17 protein-coding genes are annotated in these 14,160 nt (G+C 71.2%); 11 read left to right on the top strand and 6 right to left on the bottom strand.

All coding sequences use genetic code 11. The annotated features are described in order from the left end of the window. Positions 1–25: 25 nt before the first annotated feature. On the top strand, positions 26–700 hold the full coding sequence (locus ACSHXC_RS27095) for an HAD-IA family hydrolase (protein WP_438294084.1): 675 nt from the start codon (positions 26–28) through the stop codon (positions 698–700). 100 nt (positions 701–800) lie between these two features. Here the strand turns inward: ACSHXC_RS27095 and ACSHXC_RS27090 are convergent, their stop codons facing one another. After that, positions 801–1,382, bottom strand: a complete 582-nt coding sequence (locus tag ACSHXC_RS27090; RefSeq protein WP_053727152.1) for a TMEM165/GDT1 family protein — start codon at positions 1,380–1,382, stop codon at positions 801–803. 257 nt (positions 1,383–1,639) lie between these two features. Next, entirely contained in the window at positions 1,640–2,404 is a 765-nt protein-coding gene (locus ACSHXC_RS27085) for an ABC transporter permease (protein ID WP_438294083.1), read from the bottom strand. A gap of 284 nt (positions 2,405–2,688) precedes the next feature. On the opposite strand from ACSHXC_RS27085, the gene ACSHXC_RS27080 reads away from it, so the two are divergent. The 4 genes from ACSHXC_RS27080 to ACSHXC_RS27065 all read left to right on the top strand — a co-directional run bounded on the left by ACSHXC_RS27080 (position 2,689) and on the right by ACSHXC_RS27065 (position 6,578). Beyond that, a complete protein-coding gene (locus ACSHXC_RS27080; protein ID WP_438294082.1) occupies positions 2,689–3,357 on the top strand; it encodes an HNH endonuclease family protein in 669 nt (222 codons plus the stop codon). 102 nt (positions 3,358–3,459) lie between these two features. Then, the gene (locus ACSHXC_RS27075) at positions 3,460–5,139 is read left to right on the top strand and encodes an alkaline phosphatase D family protein (protein WP_438294081.1); all 1,680 of its coding nucleotides are present in this window, start codon (positions 3,460–3,462) and stop codon (positions 5,137–5,139) included. Between the two features lie 82 nt (positions 5,140–5,221). Next, positions 5,222–5,680 carry a DoxX family protein gene (locus tag ACSHXC_RS27070; protein ID WP_438294080.1) on the top strand — a complete coding sequence of 153 codons (459 nt, stop codon included), beginning with the start codon at positions 5,222–5,224 and terminating at the stop codon, positions 5,678–5,680. A 271-nt stretch (positions 5,681–5,951) separates the two neighbouring features. Beyond that, positions 5,952–6,578 (top strand): DedA family protein, encoded by a 627-nt coding sequence (locus ACSHXC_RS27065; protein ID WP_438294079.1) that lies wholly within the window; start codon positions 5,952–5,954, stop codon positions 6,576–6,578. 54 nt (positions 6,579–6,632) lie between these two features. On the opposite strand, the gene ACSHXC_RS27060 is transcribed toward ACSHXC_RS27065, so the two are convergent. Further along, the gene (locus tag ACSHXC_RS27060; RefSeq protein WP_344377528.1) at positions 6,633–6,863 is read right to left on the bottom strand and encodes a DUF2277 domain-containing protein; all 231 of its coding nucleotides are present in this window, start codon (positions 6,861–6,863) and stop codon (positions 6,633–6,635) included. A 109-nt stretch (positions 6,864–6,972) separates the two neighbouring features. Between ACSHXC_RS27060 and ACSHXC_RS27055 the strand changes: the two genes are divergently transcribed. Together ACSHXC_RS27055 and ACSHXC_RS27050 are read left to right on the top strand one after the other, a co-directional pair. Continuing rightward, positions 6,973–7,386 carry an RNA-binding S4 domain-containing protein gene (locus ACSHXC_RS27055; RefSeq protein ID WP_438294078.1) on the top strand — a complete coding sequence of 138 codons (414 nt, stop codon included), beginning with the start codon at positions 6,973–6,975 and terminating at the stop codon, positions 7,384–7,386. Between the two features lie 177 nt (positions 7,387–7,563). Continuing rightward, complete coding sequence (locus tag ACSHXC_RS27050; RefSeq protein ID WP_386103331.1) at positions 7,564–7,830, top strand: hypothetical protein; 267 nt, start codon at positions 7,564–7,566, stop codon at positions 7,828–7,830. Between the two features lie 41 nt (positions 7,831–7,871). Here the strand turns inward: ACSHXC_RS27050 and corA are convergent, their stop codons facing one another. From corA to ACSHXC_RS27035, 3 genes are all read right to left on the bottom strand, one after another. Further along, positions 7,872–8,957, bottom strand: coding sequence for a magnesium/cobalt transporter CorA (gene corA, locus ACSHXC_RS27045; protein WP_438296853.1), 1,086 nt, complete (start codon positions 8,955–8,957; stop codon positions 7,872–7,874). Positions 8,958–9,184: 227 nt separating this feature from the next. Then, the gene (locus tag ACSHXC_RS27040) at positions 9,185–9,748 is read right to left on the bottom strand and encodes a DUF1990 family protein (RefSeq protein ID WP_438294077.1); all 564 of its coding nucleotides are present in this window, start codon (positions 9,746–9,748) and stop codon (positions 9,185–9,187) included. 424 nt (positions 9,749–10,172) lie between these two features. Continuing rightward, positions 10,173–10,847: an HAD family hydrolase gene (locus ACSHXC_RS27035; RefSeq protein ID WP_438294076.1), complete on the bottom strand. Its 675-nt coding sequence runs from the start codon at positions 10,845–10,847 to the stop codon at positions 10,173–10,175. Between the two features lie 133 nt (positions 10,848–10,980). On the opposite strand from ACSHXC_RS27035, the gene ACSHXC_RS27030 reads away from it, so the two are divergent. The 4 genes from ACSHXC_RS27030 to ACSHXC_RS27015 all read left to right on the top strand — a co-directional run bounded on the left by ACSHXC_RS27030 (position 10,981) and on the right by ACSHXC_RS27015 (position 14,142). Next, entirely contained in the window at positions 10,981–12,213 is a 1,233-nt protein-coding gene (locus ACSHXC_RS27030) for a helix-turn-helix domain-containing protein (protein ID WP_438294075.1), read from the top strand. Positions 12,214–12,356: 143 nt separating this feature from the next. Next, positions 12,357–12,524, top strand: a complete 168-nt coding sequence (locus ACSHXC_RS27025) for a hypothetical protein (RefSeq protein ID WP_438294074.1) — start codon at positions 12,357–12,359, stop codon at positions 12,522–12,524. An 82-nt stretch (positions 12,525–12,606) separates the two neighbouring features. Next, positions 12,607–13,074: a hypothetical protein gene (locus tag ACSHXC_RS27020; protein ID WP_438294073.1), complete on the top strand. Its 468-nt coding sequence runs from the start codon at positions 12,607–12,609 to the stop codon at positions 13,072–13,074. 111 nt (positions 13,075–13,185) lie between these two features. Beyond that, positions 13,186–14,142 carry an IS481 family transposase gene (locus ACSHXC_RS27015; RefSeq protein ID WP_438294072.1) on the top strand — a complete coding sequence of 319 codons (957 nt, stop codon included), beginning with the start codon at positions 13,186–13,188 and terminating at the stop codon, positions 14,140–14,142. The last annotated feature ends 18 nt before the right edge of the window (positions 14,143–14,160 follow it).

Here is a 14,160-nt window from a genome sequence, read left to right as displayed (position 1 = left end):
CGCTCCCGTGCCCTGGAGTCCGCCGATGCCGGCCAGCACCACGACCACCACCGTCCTGACCGCCCGCGCCTTCCTCCTCGACATGGACGGCACGATCGTGAACTCCGACGCCGTCGTCGAACGCTGCTGGCGCCGTTGGGCCGAGCGCAACGGCCTCGACCCGGAGGCGGCCCTCAAGGTCGTCCACGGCCGCCAGGGCTACGCCACGATGGCCGTGCTGCTCCCGGACCGGCCGATGGAGCAGAACCTCGCCGACAACAAGGAGATGCTCGCCGAGGAGACCGCGGACACCGACGGCGTCGTGCCGGTCGCCGGGGCCCCCGCCTTCATGGCCTCCCTCGCCGGTCGGCCGCACGCCCTGGTGACCTCGGCCGACGCCGCGCTCGCCCGGGCCCGTATGACGGCCGCGGACCTGCCGATGCCCGATGTGCGGGTCACCGCAGAGTGCGTGGGCGCGAGCAAGCCGGACCCGGAGGGCTTCCTCAAGGGCGCGGCCGAGCTGGGCTTCGCCCCGGCGGACTGCATCGTCTTCGAGGACTCGGAGGCCGGCATCGCGGCGGGCAAGGCGGCCGGGATGCGTGTCGTGGGCGTCGGCCCGCGCGCGAACGCCCACGAGCCCACCGCGTACGTCCCCGACCTCACGCACCTCACCGTCACCGCGCAGGCGGACGGCACGCTGCGCCTGGAGATCAACGGCTGACCCAGCCGCCCGGTGCAGCCCCGAGAACAAACGGCCCCCGTCCTACCACGGGGGCCGTTTTCACATCCGTATGCCCAGGTCCGTATGCCCAGGAGAGGCCTCAGCCCGCGATCGCCTCGAACAGGCTGAAGCCCGCGAGCGCCAGCATCAGGCAGGCCGCCACCTTGGTGATCAGGCGCAGCGGCACGCGCTTCATCAGGGCCTTTCCGCCCACGATGCCGAGCCCGGCGACCGCCCACAGGCCGAGCACCGCGCCGAGGCCGACGGAGAGCGGGTTGTCGTAGCGCGCGGCCAGGTTGGCCGTCATGATCTGGGTCAGATCGCCGAACTCGGCGACCAGGATGAGCATGAAACCCGCCCCCGACACCTTCCAGAACGACTGGTCGGCGGGCGCCTTCACCTCCTCGTCGTCCTCGCCCTTCTTGAAGAGCAGCATCGCCGCGCCCGCGAGGAAGAGCACGCCGACGATCGCCTGGAGCAGCCGGTGCGGCAGCAGGGTGAGGACGCTGCCCGCCGCGATGGCGAGGACGACGTGGACGGCGAAGGCGGCCGCGACGCCGACGAAGACGTACGAGGCCTTGTAGCGGGTGCCGAGCATGAGGCCCGCGAGCGCGGTCTTGTCGGGGAGTTCGGCGAGGAAGATCACACCGAAGGTGATCGCCATGATCGTGAAGCTGAGCACGGAAGGGGTTCCTCAATCGGTCGGGCACGGCCGCACCGAGAGCAGTTTCGGACAGATTCCGGGGTCGCTTCGGCACGGCAGTGCCATGAATGGTCATGGTCACTGCGGCCGAAGGTCTCGCTGGCGGGTCCCTCGCGGGCACTCGCCTCCGGGCGCCGGCCGAGGACCCCTGAGGGATTCGGCAGTATGTCGACGTTCCGGCGAAGAGCTACTCCCCTTCTGCGCCCTCCAGGGTACGGCATGCCGCGCACCTCCCATCAGGGACGTTGGTCCCGTACGTCCCCCCGCGCCTCCCGGTGCACCTTGCCGCGCGCGACCAGTTCGAGCACCACCGACACCGCGACCGCCTGTACGGCCATGAGCGCGACCAGGACGAAGAGCTGGACCGCGCCCGCCTGCACGGGGGACGCGCCGCCGAGCAGCATGCCGACGAAGGCGCCGGGGAGGGTGACCAGGCCCACCGTCCTGGTCTGGTCGAGGCCGGGCAGCAGTGCGTCGGAGGCGGCGGGCCGGGCGATCTCCAGGCGGGCGTCCCGGTCGAGCAGGCCGAGCGCCATCCCGGCCTCCACCTCGCCGCGCCGCGCGGTCAGCTCGTCGAGGGCGCGGCGCCCGCCGAGCACGGTCGCGGTGAGCGCGCCGCCGATGAGGATGCCGGTGACCGGGATCAGCGCGATGCCCTTGACCGGGACGAGCCCGGTGAGCAGCAGCGCCGCGACCACCGGGACGACGCCGGCCGCGATGGGCGCCGCCGCCCACCACCAGGTGGTGTTGGCGGTCATGCGGCGCCCCGCGGTGCGGACCGCGACGGCGTACATCAGCGCCAGGAATCCGAGCAGCAGCGGCACCGAGCCGACCACCCAGTGGATCGCGAGGGCGACCACGGTGAGCTGAACGGCCGCCCTGACCCCGGCGATCAGGATCTCGCGGTGCCGCCCCAGGTGCGCGGCCGCGGCGACGCCCGCGGCCGCGAGGAGCAGGGCGACGAGAACGGCCCCGAGCGTGACATTCACCGGCAGCAGCACGCGCCCACCGTACGACGGGCGGCTCGCCGGGACCGTCACCCCTCGCGGGGCGCCCCGCAGGACACCGTCGCGCAAACGGGTCCGTCGGCTCCCTTTCCCGTCAGTGCCGCGCGAACGGTCCGTCAGCTCCCGCCCCTGTCAGTGCCGTCCGAACTCTTGATCTGACGTGCTCATGTCGCCACGCTGTTACCTGGCGCCCATCCGCAGGAAACCTGGCGCCGTCACGCTGGCCGGGCCGCCCATCCCGCGGCCGGTCAAGTTCCCCCCACATCAAGGGAGTTCGCATGTCAGCCGCCACAGGGATCCGTACGCCCCGCGTCTACGCGCGTCGCACGGCCGTCCTCGCCGCCGCTGCCGCGCTCGCCGCGGGCGCCGCCCTCATCGCCGCCCCGGCCGCGGTGGCCTCGCCGCCCGCCCCGGTCGACGCCGCCACCGCCCGCACCTACCTCGGCCAGCTGACCGTGCAGGCGGAGGGTTCGCTGACCGGCTACAGCCGCGCCAAGTTCCCGCACTGGATCACCCAGTCCGGCACCTGCAACACCCGCGAGGTCGTCCTCAAGCGCGACGGCGTGAACGTCAAGACGGACGCCAACTGCGCGGCCATCAGCGGCAGTTGGTACTCCGAGTACGACGGCGCCACCTGGACCGCCGCCTCCGACCTCGACATCGACCACCTCGTGCCGCTCGCAGAGGCCTGGCGCTCCGGCGCCAACAACTGGACCACCGCCCAGCGCCAGGGCTTCGCCAACGACCTGACCCGGCCCCAGCTGATCGCGGTGACCGACAACGTCAACCAGGCCAAGGGCGACAAGGACCCGGCCAAGTGGCTGCCGTCGCGGACCGCCTACCGCTGCACGTACGCCCGGATGTGGGTCGACGTGAAGCACTACTACAAGCTCACAGTCGACTCCGCCGAGAAGTCCGCGCTCCAGGGCATCCTCAACGGCTGCTGACACGCCTACCTCAACCACCTTGAATTCGGAGGCTGTTGAAACCTGTCGTACCCCTCCGTCGTTCCGTACCGTACGAACGACCGGCGACGGAGGGGGCACCACATGGCCGGGCTTCGCCTGGGACCGCTGCTGCGGTACGTGGATCAGCGAGGGGCCGCCACGGTCTGGGTCGAGGCCGACCGGCCCTGCACGGCCCGGGTGCGCTGCGCGGACGGCACCGCGGGCTCCTCGCGTACGTTCCAGATCGCCGGGCACCACTACGCCCTGGTCCCGCTGGCCGGGCTGACGCCGGGCAAGGCCACCGCGTACGAGGTCCTGCTGGACGGGCGGCCGGTCTGGCCGCCGCCGGACTCCCGCTTCCCGCCGAGCACCGTCGCGGTCCCGGCGGACGGGTACGCGCGGCTCCGCGTCACCTTCGGATCGTGCCGGCGCGCGCCCGAGCCCGGGGGCACCGACGCGCTGGACGCGCTCGCGGCGGGCCTGGCGGCCGATCCGGAGGCCGAGCGGCCCGACGTGCTGCTGCTCCTCGGTGACCAGGTGTACGCGGACAGCGTCTCGGCGGACACCCGCCGCTGGCTCGGCGCGCGCCGGGACCTGCGGGACGCGCCGGGCGCCCAGGTCGCGGACTACGAGGAGTACACCCGGCTGTACTACGAGTCCTGGCTCGACCCCGAGGTGCGCTGGCTCCTGTCGACCGTTCCGAGCTGCCACATCTTCGACGACCACGACGTGATCGACGACTGGAACACGAGCGCCGCCTGGCTCGCCGAGATGCGCGCCGCGCCCTGGTGGCAGGAGCGGCTGGTCAGCGGCCTGATGTCGTACTGGGTCCACCAGCACCTGGGCAACCTCTCCCCCGCCGAGCTCGCCGCCGACCCGCTGTACGCGGCGGTGCGGGGCACGCCGGACGGCACGGAGGCGCTGCGCTCCTTCGCCGCGCGGGCCGACGCGGACCCGGCGGCCGTGCGCTGGAGCTACCGGCGCGACTTCGGCCGCACCCGGCTGCTGATGGTGGACACCCGGGCGGCTCGCGTCCTGGACGAGGAGCGGCGGGCGATGCTCGACGAGGGCGAGGCGCGGTGGCTCCGGGCGCAGCTGCCGGCGCCGGGCGCCTGCGACCACCTCCTGATCGGGACCTCGCTGCCGTGGCTGCTTCCGCCGCTCATCCATGACGCGGAGGGCTGGGACGCGGCGCTGTGCGCGGGTTCACGCGGCCCGCGCTGGGCCCGGATCGGCGAGAAACTGCGACGCCGGGCCGACCTGGAGCACTGGGCCGCGTTCCCCGCCTCGTTCGGGCTCCTCAGCGAGCTGATCGTCCGCGCGGGGTCGGGACCCGGCGCACCCGCCACCGTCGGCGTCCTGTCGGGTGATGTGCACCACGCCTACGTGGCGGAGCCCTTCTGGCCAAATTCCGCGCCTCAACTCACCGCGCATGTCGCCCAGTTGACGTGTTCGCCGGTCCACAACTCCGTTCCGGCCCCCGTGCGGGCCGGATTCCGCTTCGGATGGAGCCGTTTCGGCCGCCGGCTCGGGCGCGCCCTGGCCCGGCACGGGCGGGTGGTTCGGCCGCCGCTCGACTGGCGCAGGACCGGCGGACCATGGTTCGGCAATCAGCTCATGACCCTTACCCTGCACGGCCGTTCCGCACGCCTCCGGCTCGATCGGGCGCGCCGCGCGAGGAGCCCGCGAATTGGTCCAGTCCAACTGAAAACCATCTTGGACCGGCCACTGACCCCCGACACCACACCTGGCTCGATTCACCCAGCCGAAACAAGACATTAAGAATGTTGAACTTGCAAGCACTACTGAGGGCTGCCTAACCTGTGGACCCCATCGGTCACGTCCCCAACCGAAGGAGCCCCCCATGGCTTCCCCCACGCTCGACACCGAGCGCGCGCGTCCGTACGCGCTCGCCCTGTTCCGCATCGTCATCGGCCTCCTCTTCGCCTGCCACGGCGCAGCCTCCCTGTTCGGCGTCTTCGGCGGCGCGATGGGCGGCGGCTCGATCCCCGCGGGCACCTGGCCCGGCTGGTACGCCGCGGTGATCCAGCTCGCCGGCGGCATACTGGTCCTGACCGGCCTCTTCACCCGCCCGGCGGCCCTTGTCTCGTCCGGCTCGATGGCGTACGCGTACTTCAGCGTCCACCAGTCCAACGCGCTGCTCCCGCTGCAGAACGGCGGCGAGGCCTCCGCGATGTACTGCTGGGCGTTCCTGCTGCTCGTCTTCACCGGTCCCGGAGCGCTCGCGCTCGACCAGCTGCTCGGCGCCCGCCGCACCGCCAAGCCGGCCTCCGACACCCAGCGCGAGACCGTCACCGCCTGAGGTTCCTGCGGCCAACACCCGCCCCGCTGCCCGGAGTTCAGCCGCCGAACTCCGGGCAGCGGCATGCCGCCATCCGCCGGCTTCACGGTGGCCTCTCCCGGCGATCACGACCCGCTCGACCTTCCCTGTGCCGCAACACCACCCACCCCTGGAAGAAACGCACAGAGACCCCGGCGTACGCTGTACGGCTGTACCGCCGCCCCTGCCGCTTCCCCGCGACACCGCGGTATTCCGGGTCCCGGGGAACCGATGAAGCCGCAGAGGAGCGAACGTGCTGGAGAGTGTGGGGGCGCTGACGTCCAGCCCCTGGATCTACGCCGTGGTCACGCTCTCCGTGCTGCTCGACGTGTTCCTTCCCGTGCTGCCCAGCGGTGTGCTCGTGATCACGGCGGCGACCACGGCGGCCGGGTCCGCCGGGGCCGGCGCCGCCACCCAGACCGGGCACGCCGATCTGTTCGCCCTTGCCGCGTGCGCGGCGACCGCGTCCGTCCTTGGCGACCTGGTCGCGTACCGCCTCGCGCGGCGCGGCGGGGCCCGCCTGGAGCGCGCGATCGCCCGCTCCCGCCGCCTGACCCGGGCGCAGGAACGACTCGGCATCGCGCTCAGCCGGGGCGGTGGCGGTCTCGTCGTCATCGCGCGGTTCGCCCCCGCCGGGCGCTCCGTCGTCTCGCTGGGCGCGGGCGCGGCGCACCGCAAGATCCGGGAGTTCCTGCCCTGGTCGGCCCTCGCGGGCGTGGCCTGGGCGACGTACAGCGTGGGGCTCGGTTACTTCGGCGGGCAGTGGCTGGGCGCGACCTGGCTGGGCACGGCGGTGTCCGTGCTCGCCCTGTTCGCGGCGGGCGGCCTCGCGGCGTACGTCATGAAGCGCCCGGAACCGGCGACGGCCTCGGCGTCCTGACCGGGGCACACGCCCCGACCCGGGCCGGCCTTCCCGGCACGCACAGCGCCCGGACTACGCGGGCTTCCTCGCGGCCGCTCCCCGCACCTCAAGACCGGCGAGCAGCTCGCGCGTGGCCTCGGCTATCTCGTCCACCGCACGCTCGAACACTTCCCGGTTGTGCGCGGCGGGCGCCCGGAAGCCGGACACCTTGCGTACGTACTGCAGGGCGGCGGCCCTGATGTCGTCGTCGGTGGCCTCCTCCGGCATGGCCGGCGGCCTCAGCGTCTTGATACTTCTGCACATGCCCCCAGTGTGACCGACACCACCGACAACGGCCCCGGCCCGCCCGTCCTGCCGGTCCGCGTCAGAAATGCGCGAGGTTCCGCCGGGCGATCCGTCTAGAGTCGGAGGCATGGCGGAAGCAGCGAACGGCACCCATACCGGCCCCGTACGCGTCGACAGCTGGATCTGGTCGGTCCGGCTCACCAAGACGCGCTCCCAGGCGGGCACGGCCTGCCGGGCCGGCCACGTCCAGGTCAACGGCGAGCGCGTGAAGGCCGCCCACCAGGTCAAGGTGGGCGACGAGGTGCGGCTGCGCATGGACGGCCGGGAGCGGATCGTCAAGGTCGTCACGCTGCTGCGCAAGCGGGTCGGCGCCCCGGTCGCGGTCGAGGCGTACATCGACAACAGCCCGCCGCCGCCCGCCCGCGCGGACGCCCTCGCGGCCGGCGTACGGGACCGGGGGCTCGGCCGGCCGACCAAGCGCGACCGGCGCGAGATGGAGCGCCTGCGCGGCCTCGGGGAGAGCCGCCGCGCGGCGGGCTGAGGGCGGCGTCCGGGGTTCCCGACGGATGACGGCCGGGGTTCCCGACAGAGGTGGCCGTGTTCTCCGCCGATTAACTCAGGGGTCAACTCCCCCTGTTGCGGAGTAACTTGGTGGCTTGAACCGGGGGCCAGGGGAAGCCCCCGATCCGTCCCTCAAGGACCCACCATGATCCTCTGGATGATCCTTCTCGCTCTGATCCTGTACGGATTCGGCCTCAGCCTCGGCAGCATCATCTTCTGGGTGGCCGTCGTGGCCGTACTGCTCACCGTCTGGCGCCGCCCCGGCGGAGGTCCGGCCTCCGGCTCGGGCGGCGGGGGCGGCGGCGGGGCCGGCCGCATGGACTCCGACTACCGCGCCTACCGTGCCCGCCGGGACCGGATGGACCGCTGGGAGCGCCGCTACCGGCGCGAACGCCAGGGCCTGTTCTCCCGCCACCGCGACTGACCGAGCGGCGCGACTGACCGAGCGGCGCAACTGCTGACCGGCTAGAGCCAGCCGTTGCGCCGAAACCCTCGATGGATGACGAAACAGGCCGCCGCCATGAGCCCGAGCGCCATGAAGTAGCCGTAACGCCAGTGCAGTTCGGGCATGTTGTCGAAGTTCATGCCGTAGATGCCGCACACCATGGTCGGCACGGCGACGATGGCCGCCCACGCGGTGATCTTCCGCATGTCCTCGTTCTGGGCCACCGTGACCTGGGCGAGGTGGGCCTGGAGGATGGAGTCGAGCAGCCCGTCGAAGGCGGCGATCTGTTCGGTGGTACGCAGCAGGTGGTCGGCCACGTCGCGGAAGTACGGCCTGACCTCGGCGGCGACGGAGGGCACCGCCTCACCGGCGAGCTTCTGCAGCGGCCGGTCCAGCGGGGCCACCGCCCTCTTCAGTTCGAGGAGTTCGCGCTTGAGCTGGTAGATCCGGCCCGCGTCGCCGCGTCCGGCGTTCTCGGCGAACACGGCCGTCTCGACCGCGTCCATGTCGCTCTGCATCGCGTCGGCGACGGCGAGGTACTCGTCGACGACATGGTCAGCGATGGCGTGCAGCACCGCGGAGGGGCCCTTGGCGAGCTGCTCGCGCTCCTGCTCCAGCTCCTCCCGCAGCGGGCCGAGCGAGCCGTGCATGCCGTGCCGCACGGTGATGACGAAGTCGGCTCCGGTGAACACCATCAGCTCGCCGGTGTCCACCACCTCGCTGCTGGCGGTGAGCTCCTCGTGCTCGACGTACCGGCACGTCTTGAAGACCGAGAACAGGATGTCGTCGTACGGCACGACCTTGGGGCGCTGGTGGGCGGTCACCGCGTCCTCGACGGCCAGCGGGTGCAGCCCGAACAGCTCGGCGAGCCCGGCGAACTCCTCCTGGGCCGGCTCGTACAGCCCGACCCACACGAAGGCTCCGTCGCCCAGTTTGCGCACTCGCCGCAGCGCCTCGTCGACGGGGCAGTCGTCCTTCTGCCGCACTCCGCCGGCGTACACCGCACAGTTGACGACGGCGCTCCCCAGGGGAGAGCGCGCCGGATGGCTGAGGTCGACGGTCCGCCGGTAGGCGCGGCGCACCGCCCTCCGCAGATTCCGCATCATCGCCACGACCAGCTTCCCTTCCCCGTCACCGAACGAGCGGCCAGTGTGCCACCGTCTCCTGTACGCGCCTCTTCGGGAGGTGCCGGCCAGGGGGCCGCCCGCCTCGGAAGGCATCCCCTGGGAGTCGGCAGGCGTCCCCCTGGGAAGACGCCCCCCTCGGAAGACACCCCTCTCGGAAGATGTCCTCCCCGGGAGATCTCCTCCTCGGGAGACGAGGCACACCCCGCCTACGTTCCCCGGCGGACGGCGGCGGCCACCGACACGAGATAGCGCCGGGTGACCAGGTCCTGGAGCAGCCGTGTGAGGGGCCCGCCGGCCCGGGCATACCAGCGAGCGGGCCGCGAGAAGGCAGCGACTTCGAACCAGACGAGCCCATCGGGCTCGCGCCCCACGACGAACGACTCCTCGCCGCACTCGGGGTGCCCGGGGAGGGTGCCGTAGGCGAACCCGATGCGCTCGGCGGCCCGTACGCTCCACACGACGCGGCACGGGATGACGAGGCGCGGGAACGGCAACCTCGGCAGCCGCAGAACGACGAGCGCGGTCCCGCCGGGCACGGCGGGCCCTTCGGGGTACACCCCGAACCCGGCCCCGCGCTGCGCACCCCAGGCCAGCACGTGCGCCCCGGCCCGCTCGAAGGTGTCCTGCCCGTACCCGACGAGAATCCGCCGCCGAAAGGTCCGGTATCCGCCGGGCAGCACGGGGCCTTCCGTCACCCCGACCTCGGCGTAACTGGGCTCCGCCGCAAGTGCACGGCGATAGGCGGTCCGCAGCCGCCGCTTCACAACCATGCCCCGCCCCCCTCCCTCACCACACACCAGAAACGCACGGCACCGCACCCGAACCAACAGCCTCCCGGCGCCCCGTGAATCCGCCGGGACCTCATCCTGCACAGGGGTTACGTTTCAGCCAACCACAGGCGTAACCTCAGCCATCCGGCGGCGTCCTCCCCGCTCCTGACCCGCCGGAACTCCGGCGCCGAGCGCATCCCCGAGCGCGCTGCGGCCCCGGCCGAGAAGCCCCGTCCGCACCCCGACGGGGCTTCCCGCTGAATGCGGGCGTGCCCCCTATTTTGTCGCTGGACGGGGAGGGTCGCCATGAGCGGCATGGCTGTACTGAAAGTGCGCGCAGCGTGCCGCCGGGGCCTCCGCTTCACAAGCGAGTCCGTATCCGTGCGCGGCGTTCCGGTCGACTCGGCAGCTCAGCACGTCACAGCTAGGTGGCGGCGCTGGTGACAAGCTTCACCAGCTGCTCCGTGTCACGCAGATCGGGCAGAACCGCGAACGGCCCGGCGGCGCTCAGGTCCGCCTCGCTGCTCCGCCCTGTAGCCACAGCGACGACCCGCACTCCGTTCGCGAGCCCCGCCTCGACATCGGCCGGCGTATCGCCGATCAGCACCGCTTCCGCCGCTCGTGTCGCGGAGCGCTCCAGGGCGAGCCGCACCAATTGGGCGCGGACGTCGTCGTCTCCCCCGTAGGCCCCGAGATCCCAACGGATATGCCGGTCGAGCCCGAACACGTGCAACTTGATCTCGGATACGGCGCGAACGTTCCCGGACACCACCGTCTGGGTCGCTCCGGCCGCCTCGAGCGCTGTGAGCGCTGCGGCTGCCCCGGGCAGGGCGTGGCCCCGCTCGCGCAGCTCAGTCGACCGTTTTCGGTGCTCCTCGGTCAGGGCATGGGCGAAGGCTTCGAATTCGGCCCGCCCGGTGACCAGCCCGTGAAGCCTCGCGGTCTCCCGGAAGATGACCGGCTCCGTCAGCCCGTCAATCCTCGCCTGCTCCCGCATCGGCCGCCCCGTCACCCGAAGGAAGGCCGCTGCCGACAGTTCCCGGCCCACCCCACGCGTCGAGATCAACGTGTGGTCGATGTCCCATAGCACCAGCACCATGCCCGCCCTTCCCAACTGGCCGTATTTCACAGGCAATGAGAGCAACACGAATGGGCACGATCTGCGCCCGAACGCCACCAATCGCCCTAGGCTGACGGCAAGACCCAGCACACGGGAAGGGACCGGCGCGGAAATGGACTCACCGAGACTCCCGATCGGTGGGCGAATCGCGTACTACCGCATCAAGAACGGTAACCGCACACAGGCAGCCATCGCCGGGCTGAGCGGCATCAGCGAGCGCTACTTGTCCCTCATCGAACACGGCAAGCGCACTCCGTCCGCAACCGTGCTCTCCCGGCTTGCCGCCGCCCTCGACGTACCTGTCTCCGCGCTCCTCACCGAACACAACCCGCCCGAACTTCCGGCCCTGGCCGTCGAGCCTGCGGTCCTGGCCATCGACCCGGCGGTCACCCGCGCCCTCATGGGTTACTGCCCGACCCGCTCCAGTCAGCCGGCGGAGCCCGCGACACTGCGCGATGGAGTCGAGCAGGCCTGGCGGATCTGGCAGACCTCGGAAACCCGTTTCACCGACGTGGCCGCCGTACTGCCCGCCCTCATCGAGGACGTCGAACACGCGGTACGCGTCCACCGGGCGGGCAACGACGCGGAAGCGCGGCGTGAAGTCCTGCGCACCGCCGCCGACTTGTATGGGCTGCTGCGATCCTACTGCCGCCGCACCGGACGCCTGGACCTGTCTCTGATGGTCGCGGACCGGGCCATCCGCGCTGCCGAGGACGCGGACGACCCCCTGCGCCTCGGCACCGCGTCCTGGAATCTGGGCCATGTCCTGCTGTCCGACCCACGTGACGGGGCCGCCGAAGAAGCGGCCGACATCGCACTGCACGCCATCGATCGGCTCAGCCGCGAGACGAAAACCCCGCAGATCAGCGCCATGCAAGGCGCCCTGGAACTCGTCGCCGCCGTCGCCATGGCTCGCCGCCACCAGTGGTGGGAGGCACGTGAACGCCTGACGGAGAAAGCTGCCCCTCTCTCGAAGAAGGCCGGGGAGGGGAACGTGCAACGCACCGTTTTCGGGCCCACGAATGTTGCTCTGCACGCGCTCAGCATCGAGATGCTGGCCGGTGAATCCGCCGAAGCGCTGCGTGTCGCGGACGGGATCGACACCGCCGCCCTGCCTAGCAGGGAGCGGCAGTTCACGTTCACCCTGGAAGTCGCCCGCTGCTATGCCATGCGGCAGGACGACGCGGCGGTCTTCGTACACCTCCTCGCCCTGGAGGAACTCTCGCCCGAAGACCTCTCCCGCAATCCGATGGCGATCGCCCTTGTCACCAACTTGCGCGGGCGAGTACGGCCCACATACCGGCGCCAGATCGTCAGCCTCGCCGAACGCCTCGGCATCACCTGATCCACCCGAACACACAGCTCACCGGAACTCCGTGTTCGGGTCACTGCCGGGATCTGCCCCTACCTTCACTCACACCCCCCATGAAGAAACCGGGTGAAGCAGTGAACTCGCCACGAGACCACCGAGCAGACGGAGCAGGTGCCATGACGGCAATGAACGGCACGAAGTTCTGTGTCTGCTGTGACCAGCCCATCGAGGGCGCCGCCATCAAAGTCGCGGGCGAGAGTCATCTGGCCGCTTCGAGCGGAGCCAGGGCCGACGACTACCGGCATGTCAAGGGCGACCCGGCATGCCGGCGGCGAACCGGCTGACTCCCCGCCCGGCCGAACACTCCCTGGCAGAACCCGGCCGGAACGGGGCCATGCACCTCGACTCACCGAGCGGAGGCATCACATGAGTACCACCCAGCTCGACCCGCAGACCCTCCTCGGCGCCGACACGTACAACAGCGTCGTCCGCGCCATCGTCGACAACAACCCTGGCATGGCCGCGGACTTGGCCGTCAGGATCACCGACCAAGCCGTGCTCTTCGTCATCGCCTCCGCGCAGAACCCGGACGCCTACACCGCGCCCTCGCGCGTCGTGGACGAAGGCTGGCACGCCCTCCTGACCCGCACGTTCGAGTACATGCGGCTCTGCGAGCGGTTCGGCGCCTACGTGCACCACTGCCCCGGCTACGACCCGACGCACTACGACCCGGACATCCTCGACCGAACCCGCGCCCTCATAGAGGCAGCGGGAGGGACCATCGACGCGGAACTCTGGCGGGGCCCCGGTGACGAACTCGTCCCGGTCGCGGCGAAGTGCCAGCACGCTCCGACGTGTGCGATTCGCCCAATGCCCAAGCCCGAGTGGCCGTAGCGCCTAGCTGTATTGATCACGAGCGTTGTTAACGCTGGTTGATCTTGATCATGGCGAAGACCTCCGGTGTGGTGGAGGTGTCTAGGCTCCACACCACGCACGGAGGTCTTCGTGTCCCACCGTAATGCCCGCCTGACCATGCACGGCAGACGGCTGCTGGTCGAACGTGTCCGTTCCGGCCGTCCTGTCGCGCATGTGGCGGCCGAGATGGGCATATCCCGGCCCACAGCCCACAAATGGGTCCGACGTTGGAAGACCGAAGGCGACGCGGGCCTGGCCGACCGGCCCAGCAGACCGGCCACAACCCCGCACCGGACACCGGCCGCACTGGAAGAGCGGGTCTGTGGCCTGCGGCGGACCCGCAAGCTCGGGCCCGCCCGGATCGGCCCGATCGTGGGACTGCCCGCATCCACTGTGCACCGGATCCTCACCCGCCACCGGCTGAACCGGCTTTCCTGGCTCGACCGCCCGACCGGCACCGTGATCCGCCGCTACGAACGCGACCGCCCAGGCGAGCTGATCCACGTCGACGTCAAGAAACTCGGCCGGATCCCCGACGGCGGCGGCCACAAGACCCTGGGCCGTCAGGCCGGCCGGGCAACCCGCTCCGCCATGGGCTTCGACTACATCCACTCCGCCGTCGACGACCACTCCCGCCTGGCCTACAGCGAGGTCCACCCTGACGAGAAGGTCGCGACCTGCGCGGGCTTCCTCACCCGCGCGGCCGCGTTCTTCCACAGCCAGGGCATCCCCCGCATCGAGCGGGTCCTGACGGACAATGCGAGGGCCTACCGCAAGGGCCTGGCCTGGAAAGCCGTCCTTACCGACCTCGGCGCGACCGGCAAACTCACGCGCGCTTACCGGCCGCAGACCAACGGCAAGGTCGAACGCTTCAACCGCACCCTGCTGGACGAGTGGGCCTACCTGCGGCCCTACACCTCAAACGACGAGCGGACAGCGGCCCTGACAGACTTCCTCCACACCTACAACCACCACCGCTGCCACACCGCACTCGACGGACACCCGCCCATCACCCGCGTCAACAACCCTGCGAGTCAATACACCTAGCCTGTGCGTCAGGAGGTA

Source organism: Streptomyces sp. HUAS TT7 (genome assembly GCF_051550175.1).
GTDB lineage: Bacteria > Actinomycetota > Actinomycetes > Streptomycetales > Streptomycetaceae > Streptomyces.
This window is presented reverse-complemented; position numbering and strand designations above follow the sequence as displayed.